The sequence below is a fragment of the Actinosynnema sp. NPDC050436 genome (assembly GCF_040655415.1).
Lineage (GTDB): Bacteria > Actinomycetota > Actinomycetes > Mycobacteriales > Pseudonocardiaceae > Actinosynnema.
Genome location: NZ_JBFAJV010000015.1, coordinates 149,245 through 166,886, shown reverse-complemented (window position 1 = coordinate 166,886; position 17,642 = coordinate 149,245). Strand labels below are relative to the sequence as shown.

15 protein-coding genes are annotated in these 17,642 nt (G+C 72.9%); 1 reads left to right on the top strand and 14 read right to left on the bottom strand.

What is annotated here, in order from left to right; all coding sequences use genetic code 11:
• Window positions 1–50: 50 nt before the first annotated feature.
• The 8 genes from AB0I60_RS30230 to rpmE all read right to left on the bottom strand — a co-directional run bounded on the left by AB0I60_RS30230 (window position 51) and on the right by rpmE (window position 8,150).
• Entirely contained in the window at window positions 51–836 is a 786-nt protein-coding gene (locus AB0I60_RS30230) for a heme ABC transporter ATP-binding protein (protein ID WP_360735648.1), read from the bottom strand.
• Window positions 827–1,843, bottom strand: coding sequence for an iron ABC transporter permease (locus AB0I60_RS30225; protein ID WP_360735646.1), 1,017 nt, complete (start codon window positions 1,841–1,843; stop codon window positions 827–829). The genes AB0I60_RS30230 and AB0I60_RS30225 overlap by 10 nt, the downstream gene beginning before the upstream one ends.
• Before the next feature lie 146 nt (window positions 1,844–1,989).
• On the bottom strand, window positions 1,990–3,108 hold the full coding sequence (locus tag AB0I60_RS30220) for an ABC transporter substrate-binding protein (protein WP_360735644.1): 1,119 nt from the start codon (window positions 3,106–3,108) through the stop codon (window positions 1,990–1,992).
• Window positions 3,109–3,257: 149 nt separating this feature from the next.
• Window positions 3,258–4,115 (bottom strand): peptide chain release factor N(5)-glutamine methyltransferase, encoded by an 858-nt coding sequence (prmC, locus tag AB0I60_RS30215; protein WP_360735642.1) that lies wholly within the window; start codon window positions 4,113–4,115, stop codon window positions 3,258–3,260.
• 17 nt (window positions 4,116–4,132) lie between these two features.
• Window positions 4,133–5,518 carry a dihydrolipoyl dehydrogenase gene (lpdA, locus tag AB0I60_RS30210; protein WP_360735640.1) on the bottom strand — a complete coding sequence of 462 codons (1,386 nt, stop codon included), beginning with the start codon at window positions 5,516–5,518 and terminating at the stop codon, window positions 4,133–4,135.
• 10 nt (window positions 5,519–5,528) lie between these two features.
• Window positions 5,529–6,743: an acyl-CoA thioester hydrolase/BAAT C-terminal domain-containing protein gene (locus AB0I60_RS30205; RefSeq protein WP_360735638.1), complete on the bottom strand. Its 1,215-nt coding sequence runs from the start codon at window positions 6,741–6,743 to the stop codon at window positions 5,529–5,531.
• Window positions 6,744–6,755: 12 nt separating this feature from the next.
• Complete coding sequence (gene prfA / locus AB0I60_RS30200) at window positions 6,756–7,811, bottom strand: peptide chain release factor 1 (protein ID WP_360735636.1); 1,056 nt, start codon at window positions 7,809–7,811, stop codon at window positions 6,756–6,758.
• A 123-nt stretch (window positions 7,812–7,934) separates the two neighbouring features.
• Complete coding sequence (gene rpmE / locus AB0I60_RS30195) at window positions 7,935–8,150, bottom strand: 50S ribosomal protein L31 (RefSeq protein ID WP_360735689.1); 216 nt, start codon at window positions 8,148–8,150, stop codon at window positions 7,935–7,937.
• Window positions 8,151–8,426: 276 nt separating this feature from the next.
• On the opposite strand from rpmE, the gene AB0I60_RS30190 reads away from it, so the two are divergent.
• On the top strand, window positions 8,427–8,861 hold the full coding sequence (locus AB0I60_RS30190) for a hypothetical protein (protein WP_360735634.1): 435 nt from the start codon (window positions 8,427–8,429) through the stop codon (window positions 8,859–8,861).
• A 70-nt stretch (window positions 8,862–8,931) separates the two neighbouring features.
• On the opposite strand, the gene rho is transcribed toward AB0I60_RS30190, so the two are convergent.
• The 6 genes from rho to argS form a co-directional block, all read right to left on the bottom strand.
• Window positions 8,932–10,950: a transcription termination factor Rho gene (gene rho / locus AB0I60_RS30185; protein WP_360735632.1), complete on the bottom strand. Its 2,019-nt coding sequence runs from the start codon at window positions 10,948–10,950 to the stop codon at window positions 8,932–8,934.
• Between the two features lie 345 nt (window positions 10,951–11,295).
• A complete protein-coding gene (gene thrB / locus AB0I60_RS30180; protein WP_360735630.1) occupies window positions 11,296–12,171 on the bottom strand; it encodes a homoserine kinase in 876 nt (291 codons plus the stop codon).
• Window positions 12,168–13,244: a threonine synthase gene (gene thrC / locus AB0I60_RS30175; RefSeq protein WP_360735628.1), complete on the bottom strand. Its 1,077-nt coding sequence runs from the start codon at window positions 13,242–13,244 to the stop codon at window positions 12,168–12,170. Before thrC ends, thrB begins: the two co-directional genes overlap by 4 nt.
• Window positions 13,241–14,539, bottom strand: a complete 1,299-nt coding sequence (locus AB0I60_RS30170; RefSeq protein WP_360735626.1) for a homoserine dehydrogenase — start codon at window positions 14,537–14,539, stop codon at window positions 13,241–13,243. The genes thrC and AB0I60_RS30170 overlap by 4 nt, the downstream gene beginning before the upstream one ends.
• Before the next feature lies 1 nt (window position 14,540).
• Complete coding sequence (gene lysA, locus AB0I60_RS30165; protein ID WP_360735624.1) at window positions 14,541–15,965, bottom strand: diaminopimelate decarboxylase; 1,425 nt, start codon at window positions 15,963–15,965, stop codon at window positions 14,541–14,543.
• The gene (argS, locus tag AB0I60_RS30160) at window positions 15,965–17,608 is read right to left on the bottom strand and encodes an arginine--tRNA ligase (RefSeq protein WP_360735622.1); all 1,644 of its coding nucleotides are present in this window, start codon (window positions 17,606–17,608) and stop codon (window positions 15,965–15,967) included. The genes lysA and argS overlap by 1 nt, the downstream gene beginning before the upstream one ends.
• Between the last annotated feature and the right edge of the window lie 34 nt (window positions 17,609–17,642).

Genomic DNA, 17,642 nt, shown 5'->3' with positions numbered 1-17,642 from the left:
CGATTCCGCTCCGGACATCTCTCCGGACATCTCTCCGGCCACAGCGGGCATCACAGACCTCCTTGTCGGACCGGCAGCACGACCGGCCGTCCGGTGCGGGGATGGGGGAACACCTCGACCTCGTGCCGGTAGACCCGGGTCAGCAGCTCGGCCGTGCACACGTCGTCGGGCGGCCCGGCGGCGACCAGCCGCCCGTCCGCCAGCACCGCGACCCGGTCGGCGTGCGCGGCGGCCAGGCCCAGGTCGTGCAGCACGACCAGGACCGCCACGCCCGCCCCGGCGCGGTCCCGGGCCAGGGCCATGATCTGTTCCTGGTGGCGCACGTCCAACGCGGCCGTGGGCTCGTCGAGCATCAGCACGGGCGTGCGCTGCGCCAGCACGCGGGCGAGCGCGGTCCGCGCCTGCTCACCGCCGGACAGCTCGGAGTACGGCCGGTCCGCCAGCGCGGTCACCTCGGCGCGGTCCAACGCCTCGGCGACGGCCTCGTCGTCCTCGTCCTCGGCGGGCGTGCCGGTCCACGGCGCGCGGCCCATGGTGACGATCTCCCGCACGGTGAACGGGAAAGCGACCGGGTTGCGCTGCGGCAGCACGGCCCGCAGGCGGGCGAGCGCGAGCGGGCGCACGTCGCCGACCGGGCGCCCGTCCACCCGCACCACGCCCGCCGCGACGGCCCGGTCCCCCGCCAGCGCGGCGAGCAGCGTCGACTTGCCGGCCCCGTTCGGGCCGACCAGCGCGAGCACCTCGCCCGCCCGGACGTCCAGGCTCACGCCGTCGAGCAGCCGCCGGCCGCGCACCGCGACGACGACGTCGGCGGCCTCCACGGGGGTCAGGCCCATCCGCCCTCCCGGCTCCGGGTCCGGCGCAGCAGCCAGAAGAAGAACGGGCCGCCGACCAGCGCGGTCACCATGCCGATCGGCAGGTCGGCCTGCGGCACGAGGGTGCGGGCGACCAGGTCGGCGAGCGAGAGCAGGACCGCGCCGCCCAGCGCCGAAGCCGGGATCAGCACCCGGTGCGCGGGGCCGACCAGCATCCTCACCAGGTGCGGCACGACCAGCCCGACGAACCCGATGATCCCGGTGTAGGAGACGGCGGCCGAGACGCCGACCGCGACCAGGCACACCACGCCCATCCGCAGCCGCTCCACGTCCACGCCGAGGTGCCGGGCCTGCCGGTCGCCCAGCGCCAGCAGGTCCAGCCGCCGCGCCAGCAGCACCGCCGCGACCACCGCCGCACCCGCGAGCGGCGCGACCAGCCCCACGTACGGCCAGCGGCTGCCGGCGAGCGAACCCAACTGCCAGAACACGATCTGCTCGCGCGCGGCCTGGTCGCCCAGGAACATCAGCAGGGCGATGGCCGCGCCCGCGACGGCGTTGACGGCGACGCCGGTCAGGATCATCGACACCACGCCGGCCCGGCCGTTCGCACGGGCCAGGGCGTAGACGGAGAACGTGGTGAGCAGCCCGGTCAGGAAGGCCGCGCCGGGCGTGGTGAACGCGCCCAGGAACGTCCACCCGAACACGATGGACGCGCACGCGCCGACCGCCGCACCGGCCGAGACGCCGACCACGCCGGGTTCGGCGAGCGGGTTGCCGAACGAACCCTGCATGAGCGCGCCGCACACCCCGAGCACGCCGCCGACCAGCACGGTCATCACCACGCGCGGGAAGCGGATCGCCCACAGCGCGCCCTCGGCGTACCGGTCGGCGGGCGGCACGCCCACGTCGAGGCCGACGCGGTGCGCGATGGACCCGACGACCTCGCCGATCGGCACGCCGTACTGGCCGGCTGCTGCGGATACCAGCGCCACCACGACGAACCCCACCACGAGGACGACGAACAGCACCACGACCCGCGTGCGCCCGGTCGACCGGGTTGGCTGTCCTGAACAGACCGACTTGGCCGGTCGAATCGGTTGAGTGGTGGGTGTTGTGGGAGGTGAGTCTGGTGTGGACGGTGGTGTGGCGGGCGCCGCTGCGGGCGACGGGTCCGTCATGGCGCGTAGAGCGCGCGGGCCAGGCCGTCGAGGACGGCCGAGGTCAGCGGGCCGAAGCCGAGGATCTGGTAGTCGCTCATGTCGACGAACCGCCGGCGCTGGCCGGCCGGGGTCTGGGCGATGCCGGGCACGGTCAGCGCGCCCTCCACGCCGCCGACCGACTCCAGGCCCTTGGTCATCAGCAGGATCACGTCGGGTTTGGCGCGGGCCAGCGCCTCGGGGTTGATCGGGCGCATCCCCTCCAGCCCGACCTCCGTCGCCACGTCCACCGCGCCGAGGGCGGTGATCAGCGAGTCGGCGCCGGACCCCCGGCCGAACAGGTAGTAGACGCCCGCTGTGCCGCGCAGGTAGAGGAACACCACGCGCAGCTTGCGCTCCGGCTCGGCCGGGGCCAGGCGGGCGATCGCGGCCGTGGTGCGCTCGACCTCGGCGGCCATCCTGGCCGCCAGCTCGTCACCGGCTCCGGGCACGCCCAGCGCCCGCGCCACGGAGCGGACGATCGTCGCGTTGGTGTCCATGCCCCGCTTGTGGGTGACCACGACGACCGGGACACCCATGTCGCGCAACTGGAGGATCACGTCCCAAGGCCCGAGCGTGGTGTCGGTGAGCACGACGGTGGGCCGCAGCCCGACGATCCCCTCCGCGTTGAGCTGGTGCCCGTTCACGGTGACCAGCGGCAGCCGGCGCGCGGCCGGGAACCCGGTCGAGGTGTCCCGGCCGACGACCCGGTCGCCCAGGCCCAGGCCGAACACGGTCGCGGCGAGCGTGCCGGACACGTCCAGGGCGAGGATGCGGGACGCGTCGGTGACGGTGACCGAGGTGCCCTGGTCGTCGGTCACGGTGGCCGGCAGCTCGGGCTCGGTGCCCCGCCGGACCGGCTCGACGTCGGCCTGCTCCACCAGGGCGGTCGACGGCCCGGTGTGCGACCGGGGGTCGGCGAGCGGGGTGAGCTCGCCCAGCGGCACGCGGTCGCCCGCCGAGTCCTGCACCGCACCGGGCGGCGGCACGGTGCCGCACCCGGTCAGCGATCCCACCAGCGCCCCGGTCAGCGCCACGGCCAGTGCCGCGACCCGCAGCGCCGGTACGCGACGCCGACGCCCAGCCACCTTCGCCACCGCGTCCTCCCACCCTCGACTTAGGTGAGGCTAACCTACTTTCAGGCGGTGGACGCAAGCCTCGATCTTCAGATCACACCCGGGCTGCCGGGTGGAGCGAGGCGAGGCGGGGCGGGGAGGGCGGGGCGGACGAGCCGGGCGCGGGAGGGTCAGGTGCGGCGGGCCGTGGCGAAGCGGGGGCGGCCGGCCAGGTCGGCGTGGTCCCGGACGTCGGTCAGCACGCGGCGGGCGGACAGCAGCGCGGGCACGGCCTCGCCGTGCGTGTCGTCGTGCTCGATCGCCACGTGCCCACCCGGCTTGAGCAGGCGGGCCGACAGCGCGACGACGTGCCGGATCACGTCCAGGCCGTCCGCGCCGGAGAACACGGCGTCGTGCGGGTCGTGGTCGGCCACCTCGGGCGGCACGGCGGTCCCCTCGGGGACGTAGGGCGGGTTGCACACCACCAGGTCGACCGCCCCCTCCAGGTCGGTCAGCACGCCCGGTGCGGTGACGTCGCCGGAGTGCAGGCGGATCGGCGTGTCGCCCGCCTCGACCCGGAGGTCGGCGTTGCGCCGCGCCCAGGCCAGGGCGACCGGGTCGCGCTCCACGGCGTGCACGGTCGCGCCCGGCAGGCGGTGCGCCACGGCGAGCGCGAGCGCGCCCGACCCCGTGCACAGATCGACCACCAGGGGGGCACCGGCCACTGTGGACAGCGCCCATTCGAGCAGCAGCTCGGTCTCCGGGCGCGGGATGAACACGCCGGGGCCGACGTCCAGGTCGAGCCCGCCCAGGTGCGCCCAGCCGGTGATGTGCTGCAACGGGGTGCGCGTGACGCGCTCGCGCACCAGCCGGTGCAGCGCGTCGACCACGGGCGGGTCGACCAGCGGGATGAGCGGCAGCCGCGAGCGCTCGACGCCCAGCACGTGCGCGGCCAGCAGCTCCGCGTCCGCGCGCGGGCTGCCGACGCCCGCTGCGGCCAACATGCGTTCGGCGTCGAGCACGGCCAGCCGCAGCGGGTGTCGGGTCATGGGCAGAGCGTAGAGCGCTAGAAGTTGATCATGTGCCCGGCCAGGCCGTGCACGGCCTCCTTGACGGCCTCGCCGAGGGTCGGGTGCGCGTGCACGTTGCGCGCCACCTCGTGCACGGTGAGGTCCCACTGCTGCGCCAGGGTCAGCTCGGGCAGCAGCTCGGTCACGTCCGGCCCGATCAGGTGACCGCCGAGCAGCTCGCCGTACTTGGCGTCGCTGATCAGCTTCACGAAACCGGCCGAGTCGCCGATGCCGTGCGCCTTGCCGTTGGCGGTGAACGGGAACTTGGCGACCTTGACGTCGAAGCCCTTCTCCCGGGCCTGCGCCTCGGTGTAGCCGAAGCTGGCGATCTGCGGCTGGCAGTAGGTGGCGCGCGGGATCATGACGAAGTCCAGCTCCTGGGTCTCCGCGCCGGCGATGGTCTCCGCCGCGATGATGCCCATGGACTCGGCGGCGTGCGCGAGCATCAGCTTCGCGGTGACGTCACCGATCGCGTAGATGTTCGGCACGTTCGTGCGACCGCGCCCGTCCACGGCGATCGCTCCGCGCTCGGTGAGCTGCACACCGGTGTTCTCCAGGCCGTAGCCCTCGGTGCGCGGCTGGAAACCGATGGCCTGCATGACCTTGTCGGCTTCCAGGACCTCTTCCTCGCCGTCCTTGGACACCGTGACGCGGACCTTCGAGCCCGTGTCGTCGATGGACTCGACGCGGGTGCCGGTGCGGACGTCGATGCCGAGCCGCTTGTACCGCTTGGCCAGCTCGGTGGACACCTCCACGTCCTCCAGCGGCACGACCCGGTCGAGGAACTCCACGATCGTGACCTTGACGCCGTAGTTGTGCAGCACGTAAGCGAACTCGACGCCGATCGCGCCCGCACCGGCGATGACGATGCTCTCCGGCAGGTCGGAGGTGAGGATCTGCTCCTCGTAGGTGACCACGCGCTCGGAGAGGGACGTGTTCGGCAGCAGCCGGGTGGTCGCGCCGGCGGCGATGACGGCGTGCTCGAAGGTGATCGTCTCATCACCCACCCGGATGGTGTTGGCGTCGACGAACGTGCCCCGGCCGTCGTACTCGGTGATGCCGTTCTTCTTCATCAGGAAGTGCACGCCCTTGACGCGCCCGTCCGCGACCTTCCGGCTGCGGTCGAAGGCGGCGGTGTAGTCGAACTCCACCGTGCCGTCGACCCGGATGCCGTAGGTCTTCTGCTCGTGCTTGAACAGGTGCGCCAGCTCGGCGTTGCGCAGCAGCGCCTTCGACGGGATGCAGCCCACGTTCAGGCAGACCCCGCCCCAGTAACGCTCCTCGACGACCGCGGTCTTGAGCCCGAGCTGGGCCGCGCGGATCGCGGCGACGTACCCGCCTGGCCCCGCACCGAGGACCACGACGTCAAAGTGTGCGCTCATGCACGACACATTAGGTGCCCAGTTGGTCCGACAAGAACTCGATGGTCCGACTCCACGCGTCGGTGCGCGCGGCGGCGGTGGCGGCCGGGGTGCCGCCGTGGTCGAACCGGACGCCCGGACCGGGCAGCACGGTGTGCGCGGCGGGCCGGTGCGGCGGGCCGGCGATCAGGTGCCCTGCCTCCGGGTACACGACGTGCTCGTGCCGGAACGGGTGGCGGTGGGCGGTCAGCCGGCGCTCCGCGACCTCGCTCAGCGCGGCGCTCGGCCAGCTCCCGTCACGACCGGATGAGAGGAGCAACACACCGCCGGCGATCCGCTCCACCGGGATCTCGGCGGTCTCCGGGATGCCGTCGGACAGGTCGAACGCGGCGGCGAGCGTGACCGGCTCGCCCTCGACCACCTGGCGGCGCAGCTCCTCGGGGACGTAGTAGGGCAGGTAGGGCAGCGGGCGGCCCTTCCACGTCCAGGAGGCGGCCTCGTGGTCGAGCTTCTGCAGCAGCCGGCCGCCCGGACCGATGCACTGGGTCATCACGCCCGATCCCACGACGCTGACCACGGCGGCGACCTCGGGGTAGGTGGCGGCGGCGAGCAGCGCCAGCTCACCGCCCCGCGAGCCGCCCACGATCCCGACCTTGCCGGATCCGGCCCTGGCCGTGAGGAAGGCGAGCGCGTCGCCGACGTGCTCGACGGGGAGGTGGACGAGGTCGTCGGGGACGTTGCGCGCGCCGAAGTAGGCCAGGGCGAGGGTGGTGAAGCCGTGGCCCGCGAGCAGGGCCGCGTCCACCTCGTGCCGGCCGCCCTCGGAGCCGCCGAGGACGATGACTGCGGGGCGCGGGGTGGTGGTGGTGGTGGGAGCTGGTTCGAAGAGGACGGCGGAGAGGGTGTCCAGTTCGGTGCGGGTGACGTGGTCGGGGACGCGCAGCCGTTCGACCTCGACGGGCGTTGCGTCGCCGGCCTCGATGCGGGTCGGGTGCGGTTCACCCGGGCAGGGGGTCATCGACCAGAACAGGCCCATCGGGTCGACGGTGCGGTAGCCGCCCTTGAGCGGGGCGTGCCGGGTGAGGTCGACCACGCCGCGCTCGTCGGAGCGGAAGACCGCCTCGGACTCGTGGTCACCGGTGGACACCCGGACGGTGACCTCGGTGTCCGGGGCGAGACCCGTGACGCGGATGTCGAGCGGGTGGTCCAGGGGGGCACGCCGGGGACTCGCCAGGATCTCCGCCATCGTGCCCTCCCGTCACCCGCCGGCGAGCCGTTCCGCGCGGTCGGCCGACGCCAGCGCGTCCAGCACCGCGTCCAGGTCGCCGTCCAGCACCTGGTCCAGGTTATGCGCTTTGTAGCCGACGCGGTGGTCGGAGATTCGGGATTCCGGGAAGTTGTAGGTGCGCACCCGCTCCGAGCGGTCCACCGTGCGGATCTGGGTGCGGCGGGCGTCGGACGCCTCCTGCTGCGCCTTCTCCTCGGCCAGCACCTGGAGCCTGGCTTGCAGGACCTGCATCGCGCGGGCCTTGTTCTGCAGCTGGCTGCGCTCGTTCTGGCAGGACACGACGATGCCGGTCGGCAGGTGCGTGATGCGGACGGCGGAGTCGGTGGTGTTGACGCTCTGGCCGCCCTTGCCCGACGAGCGGAACACGTCCACCCGGAGGTCGTTCTCGTCGATCTCGATCTCGACGTCCTCGGTCTCGGGGAAGACCAGGACGCCGGCCGCGCTGGTGTGGATGCGGCCCTGGCTCTCGGTCACCGGGACGCGCTGCACCCGGTGCACGCCGCCCTCGTACTTCAGCCGCGACCACACGCCGTCCGGGGTGTCGGCCCTGGCCTTGATCGCCACCGTGACGTCCTTGAAACCGCCCAGGTCGGAGTCGGTGCCGTCGAGCACCTCGGCCTTCCAGCCCTGGCGCTCGGCGTAGCGGAGGTACATGCGCAGCAGGTCGCCCGCGAACAGCGCGGACTCCTCGCCGCCCTCGCCGGACTTGATCTCCAGGACGACGTCCGCGCCGTCGTGCGGGTCGCGCGGCAGGAGCAGCTCGGTGAGCTTCTCCTCGATCTTGGGGATGCGCCGGGTCAGCTCGTCCACCTCGTCGGCGAACCCGGGGTCCTCGGCGGCCAGCTCCCGGGCGGCCTCCAGGTCGTTGCGGGCCTGGTCCAGCTCGTGGGCCGCGCGGACGATGGGGGTCAGCTCGGCGTAGCGCTTGCCGAGTTTGCGCGCGCCTGCCTGGTCGGCGTGGACCGAGGGGTCGGCGAGCTTGGCTTCCAGCTCGGCGTGCTCGGCCAGCAGGGCTTCCAGGGTCACGGTTCGGCGCTCCGGTCTCGGGGTGGTGCTCCGCGAGTGTTCTGTGTGTGAGTGGGTTGCAGAGGGGGTGGAGAGACGGCAACGGCGTCCACCCGGAGGACCGGGTGGACGCCGTTGGTGCGGCTACTTGCCCTTGCGCTTGCCGTAGCGGGCCTCGAAGCGCGCGACCCGGCCACCGGTGTCGAGGATCTTCTGCTTGCCGGTGTAGAACGGGTGGCAGTTCGAGCAGACCTCGACGTGGATGGAACCGGAGGACTTGGTGCTGCGGGTGGTGAAGGTGTTCCCACAACCGCAGGTGACCTCGGTCGTCACGTACTCGGGGTGAATGCCGGTCTTCAACGTCTTGTCCCTCTCTTCGGTGGCCGCCGGGTCCTCGGTGGTCATGAGCACCACGAGAGGTGAACCGGAGCCGGACTCGACCTGACAGTCTGCCAGATGCGGTCGACAGCTCTGTCAACGCCCGCTGCTTCGGGGATGTTCCCGTGCCTGGTGGGACGGGGTGGGCCGGGGGGCTGGAAGACCGTTGGCCGTGCGGGGTTGACCATTGGGCGCTGTAGGTAACCGCTGGGCTACTCAAGGCATCACGAAAGTGGTGGCGGGCGTGAAACTTGGCGGGTGCTGTGCGCTTCCGGACGTCCGCTGCGGGTGGGCACGTGGCTGGCGGTGCCGTTCCTGTTCGGCAGTGCTGTGCTGGGCCTCACGGGGTTCGCCGGGTTGTTCGTCGCTGCGCCTCGGGAGATCGCGCTGACCAGCCCGTTGTTCGGCGCCTCGGTCGCGGTGGGGGTGGCGGTCAGCGGGACGGTGACGTGGCGGACCCGCCGGCAGAAGCGCTGGCTGAGGTGGGGCTACCCGGCCGGGCTGCTCGCGGCGGGGGTCGCGGTCGACGGCGTTCACCTGCCGGTGGCGGGGGTGGTGGCGGTGGGAGTGCCGGTGGTGGCGCTGCTGGTCGCTCTGTGCGTGGTGGAGCGGCGGAGGACTGCGGCGGAGTCCGCTGGGGAGCGATTCCTGAAGGAAAGAGTCCTCGCCGGACGGGCGAGCCGCCAAGGATGACACGACTTGGTGGGTGGAGTGTGCGCGAAAGGCCCGCCGGACTAGTCCGGCGGGCCTTTCTTGGACTGGCTCAGTCGTTGTCTGCGCCTGGCGTCGTCTTGGCCACCTGCATCAGGAACTCGATGTTGGTGCGGCTCTTCCTGAGGCGGTCCAGCAGGAGGTCGATGGCCTGCTGGCTGTCCAAGGCGTGCAGGACTCGGCGGAGCTTGTGCATGACCGCCAGCTCGTCCGGCGACAGGAGCAGGTCTTCCTTGCGCGTGCCGGACGAGTCCACGTCCACGGCGGGGAAGGTGCGCTTGTCGGCGATCTTGCGGTCCAGCTTCAGTTCCGCGTTGCCGGTGCCCTTGAACTCCTCGAAGATCACGCTGTCGCCCGCCGAGCCCGTTTCGACCAGGGCCGTGGCGATCACCGTGAGGCTGCCGCCGCCCTCGATGTTGCGGGCCGCGCCGAGGAAGCGCTTCGGCGGGTACAGGGCCGTCGAGTCGACACCACCGGACAGGATCCGGCCGCTGGCGGGGGCCGCCAGGTTGTAGGCGCGGCCCAGGCGGGTGATCGAGTCGAGCAGCACGACCACGTCGTGACCCATCTCGACCAGGCGCTTCGCCCGCTCGATGGCCAGTTCGGAGATCGTCGTGTGGTCCGACGGCGGCCGGTCGAAGGTCGAGGCGATGACCTCGCCCTTCACCGAGCGCTGCATGTCGGTGACCTCTTCGGGGCGCTCGTCCACCAGGACCACCATCAGGTGGCACTCCGGGTTGTTCTTCGTGATCGCGTTGGCGATCGACTGGAGGACGGACGTCTTGCCGGCCTTCGGCGGGGACACGACGAGCGCGCGCTGGCCCTTGCCGATCGGCATCACCAGGTCGATGACGCGGGTCGTCAGGATGTGCGGCTCGGTCTCCAGGCGGAGGCGCTCGTTCGGGTAGAGCGGCGTCAGCTTGGTGAAGTCGGGGCGGTTCTTCGACTCCTCCGGGTCCAACCCGTTGATCTTGTCCACGCGGACGAGCGGGTTGAACTTCTGGCGCTGCTGCTCGCCCTCGCGCGGCTGGCGGACGGCGCCGATCAGGGCGTCGCCCCTGCGCAGGCCGTACTTGCGGACCAGCGACAACGACACGTAGACGTCGTTCGGGCCGGCCAGGTAGCCGGACGTGCGGACGAACGCGTAGTTCTCCAGCACGTCGAGGATGCCCGCCACGGGCAGCAGGACGTCGTCCTCGCGCACCTCGGTGTCGGTGCCCGGACCCGCGCCGTCGCCACGGCCGCCGCGCCGGCGGCGGTCGCGGAAGCGGCGGCCCCGGCGACCGCCTTCCTCGTCGTCGCCGTCGTCCGGCACGTTCTGGACGTTCTGGCGGTCGCCCCGGTCGCGGTCCCGGTCGCGGTTGCGGCCGTCGCGGTCGCCACGGCCGTCGCGGCCGTCACGGTCGCGGTTGCGGCGGTCGCCGCGCTCGCTGCGGTCGCCCCGGTCGTTGCGCTCACTGCGGTCGCCCCGCTCACTGCGGTCGTTGCGGTCCTGGCGCTGTTCGCGCTGGTCACCGCCACGGTCCTGCTGGGCGCGCTCGGGCTGCTGGGACGGGGTGTCGGTGGTCGGCGCGGCACCGGACGCGTCCGGGCTGCCCGACGGGCGGTTCGCGGAGCGGCGGCGGCGGTTGCCCCGGCGGCTGCCCTCGTCGTCGGACTGCGCGGGGCGCTCCGCCACGTCGAGCTGCTGCTGCGTCGGCTTCTCCACCGGCTTGTCGGCCACGGCCACGGGCGCGGGCTGGTCGGCAGCGGGCTTCTCGGCGGCTGCGGGTGCCGCCTTCTTCTCGGCCTTCGGCGGCGTCGCGGCACTGCCCCGACCGGAGGTGCCGCCCTGACGCTCCTTGATGGCCGCGATGAGGTCGCCCTTGCGGAGACCGGCGGTGCCGGTGATGCCGAGCTGACCTGCGAGTTCACGAAGTTCGGCGAGCACCATGCCGGAGAGGCCCGCGCGCTTGCGCGGCGGGGCGCTGCCGTTCGAAGGGGTTGACAGAGCGTTCTCCTCGGCTCCGGAACTGGCAGCGGCGTTGGGAGCAGCAGGAGCTTCGCTGCTCAGCACATCAGTGTTGCTCACACATGTCCTTCCTGACCGGACCGCGCCTCCTACGCGGCCCAGCGGACCTGCCGTCCGACGGAATGCGGACAGGCAGTTCGCCTGCGTCTCGGAGGGCTCCGCCCGCGCGAAAACGCGCACAGTTGCGGAGTCCACCGGCACGAGACGTTCTCGGTCACACGGCGAGCGGGTGCCTTCCAGCGCCAACCCCGTCCATACGGCACAGGGCCAAGTCACTGGAGGAATGCGATCCGGAGCGAGTGTCCGGGCACCACACCGGCGCCCGTGCGCGCGGTGACTGATGGCCCCGAGGGTAGACGCCGGTTCGGCCAGGTGCAACAACCGGCCCCCGGCGCGTCGCATCACTCAACCGAGTGGCGCAACGCGCACTCCCGCGACGTCGACCGGGACGTGGTGCGGTGTGAAACCGCTCACGTCGACCGCGTCGGGGAGCTTGCCGTCCTCGGGCAGCGCCAGCACGGTCGGCCCGGCACCTGAGACCGCCGCCGCGACTCCGGCTTCCCGAAGCGCCCTGACCAGCGCGTACGTCGCCGGCCAGGCGGACTCCCGGTACGGCTCGTGCAGCCGGTCGTCCAGCGCGGTCAGCAGCAGAGAGGGGTCCGAGGTGAGCGCGTGCACGGCCAGCGCGGACCGGCCGGCGGCGAACGCGGCGTCGGCGTGCGGCACCGTCGCCGGCAGCAGGCCCCGGGTGGTGTGCGTGGCCGACTCCTGCTCGGGCACCAGCACCACGGGCGCGAGCGCGGGGTGCGGGTCCAGGCGCACCGCCCGGTAGCGGTCGCCCTCGGACCAGGCGACGGCCACGCCGCCGAACATCGCGGCGGCGGCGTTGTCGGCGTGGCCCTCGAACTCGGCGGCGAGTTGCAACGCGGTCGTGTCCACCTCGTGCCCGGCCAGCGCGTACCCGGCGGCGACGCCCGCGACCACGGCGGCCGAGGACGAGCCGAGGCCGCGCGCGTGCGGGACGGCGTTGCGGCAGCGCAGCACCAGGCCCGCCGGAGCCAGGCCGAGGTGCTCGCAGGCCCGCCGGAAGGCGCGGACCACCAGGTGGGTCTCGTCACCGGGCACGGTGGCGGCACCCTGGCCGGTCGCCTCGACCACCAGGCCCGACCCGGTGACCTCGAACTCGACCTCGTCGTGCAGGCCCAGGGCCAGGCCGAGGGCGTCGAAGCCGGAGCCGAGGTTCGCGGTGGACGCCGGGACGGTGACCCGGACGCCGGTCATGCCAGTTCCAGCGCGCTGGCGACCGCGCCGGGGTCGACCGGGACCGGCTCGACCTCGCCGACGCCGAGCAGCGCCGTGCCGGGGTCCTTCAGGCCGTGACCGGTGACCGTGCAGACGACCAGGGAGCCCCGGGGCAGGCGGCCGTCGGCGGCGGTGGCCAGCAGGCCCGCGACGCTGGTGGCGGAGGCGGGCTCGACGAAGATGCCGTCCCGGCTCGCCAGCGCGCGGTACGCCTCCAGGATCTTCTCGTCGGTGACCGCCTCGAACAGGCCGCCGGACTGCTCCTTCGCGGTGACCGCGCCGGTCCAGGACGCCGGGCTGCCCACCCGGATCGCGGTGGCGATGGTCTCCGGGTTCGCCACCGGCTCGCCGAGCACGAGCGGCGCGGCCCCGGCCGCCTGGAAGCCGAACATGCGCGGCGTCGAGCCGACCACGCCGTCCGCCGCGTAGTCGGAGTAGCCGCGCCAGTACGCGGTGATGTTGCCGGCGTTGCCGACCGGCAGGCAGTGCACGTCCGGCGCGCGGCCGAGCACGTCGCAGATCTCCCACGCGGCGGTCTTCTGGCCGACCAGCCGGACCGGGTTGACCGAGTTCACCAGGGTGATCGGGTACTCGGCGGAGGTCTTGGCGGCCAGTTCCAGGCAGTCGTCGAAGTTGCCGTCGATCTGGAGGATGCGCGCGCCGTGCGAGACGGCCTGGGCGAGCTTGCCCAGGGCGATCTTGCCGCGCGGCACCAGCACGGCGGCGGTGAGCCCGGCCTTGGCCGCGTAGGCGGCGGCGGAGGCCGAGGTGTTGCCGGTCGACGCGCAGATGACGGCCTTGATGCCGCTGGCCAGGGCGTGGGTCATCGCCACGGTCATGCCCCGGTCCTTGAACGAGCCGGTCGGGTTCGCGCCCTCGACCTTCACGTAGACCTGGCAGCCGGTCACGTCCGACAGGTGGTCCGAGGCCACCAGGGGCGTGCCGCCCTCGTGCAGGGTGACGACCTTCGCCCCGTCGGGGAGCTGGATCCGGTCCGCGTAGGCGTGGATGATGCCGGGCCACCCCGGTCGCACGCCTGCCTGGATCGTCATGACTCCTCGCCTTCCACCCGCATCACGCTGACCACGTCCCGAACCACGGGCAGCCCGCCGATCTTGTCCACGGTCGACCGCAGTGCCGCGTCCGTCGCGGCGTGGGTGACGATCACCAGGCTGGCGTCGTCGACCCGTCCCTCCTGCCGGACCGCCGCGATGCTCACGTCGTGTTCCGCGAACACCGCCGCGACCTGCGACAGCACACCCGGCTTGTCGGCCACGTCGAGGCTGATGTGGTACTTCGTGGACGCCTGGCCCATCGGCCGCACGGGCAGGCCCGCGTACGCCGACTCGCGCGGCCCGCGCCCGCTGACCACCTTGTTCCGGGCCACGGCGACGAGGTCGCCGAGCACGGCGCTGGCCGTGGGCGCACCGCCCGCGCCCTTGCCGTAGAACATCATCTCCCCCGCCGCGTCGGCTTCCACGAACACCGCGTTGAAGGCGCCGTTCACCCCCGCGAGCGGGTGCGACCTGGGGATCATCGCCGGGTGCACGCGGACCGAGATGCTGTCCGCACCGTCCTCGGTGACCCGCTCGCAGATGGCGAGCAGCTTCACGGTCCGGCCGAGGCCCTTGGCGGCGGCGATGTCGGCGGCGCTGACCCCGGCGATGCCCTCGCGGTGCACGTCGGCGGCCGTGACCCGGCTGTGGAAGGCCAGCGACGCGAGGATGGCGGCCTTCGACGCGGCGTCGAACCCGTCCACGTCGGCGGTCGGGTCGGCCTCCGCGTACCCCAGTCGGGTGGCCTCCTCCAGCGTCTCGGCGTAACCCGCGCCGGTGGAGTCCATCCCCGAGAGGATGAAGTTGGTGGTGCCGTTGACGATGCCCATCACGCGCGTGATGCGGTCGCCGGCCAGGGATTCGCGCAGCGGGCGCAGCAGCGGGATCGCGCCCGCCACCGCCGCCTCGAAGTACAGGTCCGCGCCGGAGGCGTCGGCGGCCTCGAACAGCTCGCCGGAGTGCTCGGCCAGCAGCGCCTTGTTGGCGGTCACCACGGACTTGCCCGCCTTGAGCGCCTTGAGCAGCCACGTCCGCGCGGGCTCGATCCCGCCCACGACCTCGACCACCACGTCGACGTCGGACCCGACGAGCGCGTCGACGTCGGTGGTGAGCAGTTCGGCGGGCACCTCGCGGTGCTTGTTCGGCTTGCGCACCGCGATGCCGGCCAGCTCCACGGGGGCACCGACGCGCGCGGTCAGGTCCGCCGCCTGGTCGGTCAGCAGCCGGACCACCTCGGTGCCGACCGTGCCGCAGCCGAGCAGCGCGACTTTGATCGGTTTACGGCCAGGCACGTCATACCTCCAGGCGGAACAGGTCTTCCTCGGTCTCCCGGCGCAGCAGCAGCCGGGACTGGCCCTCCGCGACCGCGGCGAGCGCGGGGCGGGGCAGCCGGTTGTAGCCGCTGGCCATGGAGTAGCAGTAGGCACCGGTCGCGGCGACCGCGATCAGGTCGCCGGGCGCGAGGTCGTCGGGCAGCCAGCAGTCGCGCACGACCACGTCGCCGGACTCGCAGTGCTTGCCGACGACCCGGCACAGCACGGCCTTCGCGCCGTCCTCGGCCTTGCGGGACACCAGCTTGCAGTCGTACACGGCGTCGTACAGGGCGGTGCGGATGTTGTCGCTCATGCCGCCGTCGACGCTGACGTACCGGCGGGTCGCGCCGGCGTCGAGCTGGACGTCCTTGATGGTGCCGACCTCGTAGACGGTGACCGTGCCGGGGCCGACGATCGCCCGGCCGGGCTCGACCGCGACGGCGGGCGCGGCCAGGCCGGCGTGCTCGGACTCCTTGGACACGATGTTGTGCAGCTGCCGGGCCAGCTCGGCGGGCGGCGGCGGGTCGTCGTCCGGGGTGTAGGCGATGCCGAGGCCGCCGCCGAGGTCGACGGTGGTGACGTGCTCCAGCACCTGGTCGCCGTGCTCGTCGCGCAGCTCGGCGAGCAGGCCGATCACCCGGCGGGCGGCCACCTCGAAGCCGCTGGCGTCGAAGATCTGCGAGCCGATGTGGCTGTGCAGGCCGATCAGGTGCAGGCCCTCGGCCTTGAGCACCCGGCGGGCGGCCTCGGCGGCGTCGCCGGAGGACAGCGAGAAGCCGAACTTCTGGTCCTCGTGGGCGGTGGCGATGAACTCGTGGGTGTGCGCCTCGACGCCGACCGTGACCCGGATCATCACCGGCTGCACGACCCCGCGCTCGCGGGCGACCTGGTCCAGCCGGGCGATCTCGTGGAACGAGTCGAGCACCACCGCGCCGACGCCCGCCTCGACCGCCGTGACCAGCTCGGTGATCGACTTGTTGTTGCCGTGCAGGGCGATCCGCTCCGGCGGGAACTCGGCGCGCAGCGCGATGGCCAGCTCGCCGCCGCTGGCCACGTCGATGCTCAGCCCCTCCTCGGCGACCCACCGGGCCACCGCGACGGACAGGAACGCCTTGGACGCGTAGTGCACGCGCGTCGGGTCGCCGAACGCCTCGGCGTGGTCGCGGCAGCGGGACCGGAAGTCGGCCTCGTCCATCACGAACAGCGGGGTGCCGTACTGCTCGGCCAGCGCCCGCACGTCCACGCCGCCCAGCTCGACCGCGCCGGCGTCGGTGCGGGCGGCGTTGCGCGGCCACACGGCCGGGTGCAGCCGGTCGAGCTCGTCCGGCGTGGCCGGGCGGTTGCCGGCGGTGGTGGACGGGGCCAGGACGTCGGCGTGCCGGGGACCGGCCGGGTGCGCGCGCATCACATCCGCTCCGGGGCGGTCACGCCCAGCAGCTGGAGGCCGTTGCCGAACACCTGGCGGGTGGCGGCGCACAACTGGACGCGGGCGCGGTGCAACTCGGTCGTCTCCTCATCGCCCCGGGGCAGCACCCGGCAGGCCTCGTAGAACCGGTGGTAGGTGCCGGCCAGGTCCTCCAGGTACCGGGCGACGCGGTGCGGCTCGCGCAGCTCGGCGGACGTGGCCACGACCCGGGGGAACTCGCCCACGGTGCGGATGAGGTCGCCCTCGCGCTCGTGGTCGAGCAGCTCGAACGCGTCGCCGGGCGTGACGCCCAGGTCGGCGGCGTTGCGCAGCACGGAGGACAGCCGGGCGTGCGCGTACTGGACGTAGAAGACCGGGTTGTCGTTGCTGCGCTTGCGCAGCAGGTCGAGGTCGATGTCCAGGGACGAGTCGGCCGACGAGCGGGTCATCGCGTACCGGGCGGCGTCCACGCCGACCGCGTCCACCAGGTCCTGCATGGTGATCACGGTGCCGGCGCGCTTGCTCATCCGGACCGGTTTGCCGTCGCTGACCAGGTTGACGAGCTGGCCGATCAGCACCTCGACGGTCCCCGGGTCGTCGCCGACGGCCGCCGCGGCGGCCTTGAGCCGGCCGACGTAGCCGTGGTGGTCCGCGCCCAGCATGTAGATGCACAGGTCGAACCCGCGCGAGCGCTTGTCCAGGAAGTACGCGATGTCGCCCGCGATGTAGGCCGGGTCGCCGTCGCTCTTGATGACCACCCGGTCCTTGTCGTCGCCGTACTCGGTGGACCGCAGCCACCAGGCGCCGTCCTCGAAGAACAGCCCGCCGGACGCCTTGAGCTGCTCGATGGCCTTGGCGACCGCGCCCGACTCGTGCAGCAAGTTCTCGTGGAAGTACACGTCGAAGTCGGTGCCGAAGTCGTGCAGGTCGCGCTTGATCTCCTCGAACATGAGGTTGACGCCGATGCGGCGGAACACCTCGTGGCTGTCGTCGGCGGACAGCGCGCCGGGCTCCTGCTTGAGCACCTCGGCCGCGATGTCGGTGATGTAGCCGCCCGCGTAGCCGTCCTCGGGCGCGGGCTCGCCCTTCGCGGCGGCGATCAGGGACCGGACGAACCGGTCGATCTGCGCGCCCGCGTCGTTGAAGTAGTACTCGCGGGTCACGTCGCCGCCACCGGCCGCGAGCACCCGGCCGAGCGCGTCGCCGACCGCCGCCCAGCGGGTGCCGCCGAGGTGGATCGGGCCGGTCGGGTTCGCCGAGACGAACTCCAGGTTGATCTTGACGCCCGCCAGCCGGTCGCCGTGGCCGTAGGCCGCGCCCCGGGCCAGCACCTCGCGGACGATGTCGCCCTGCGCGTCGGCGGCGAGCCGCAGGTTGAGGAAGCCGGGGCCGGCCACGTCGACCGAGGCGATGGCGTCGGTGCCGGTCAGCGCGTCGGCCAGCCAGCCGGCCAGGTCGCGCGGGACGACGCCGAGCTTCTTGGCGACCTGGAGCGCGAGGTTGGTGGCGTAGTCGCCGTGCTCGGGGTTGCGGGGTCGCTCGATGGTCACCGTCGCGGGCAGGGCGGCGGGGTCGAGGCCGCGGGTGGACAGCACGTCCACGGCCGTCGCACGGACCAGGTCAGCGAGCACAGCGGGAGTCACCCGTTAAGTCTAGGGAAGCGTTCCCCCTGGTCTC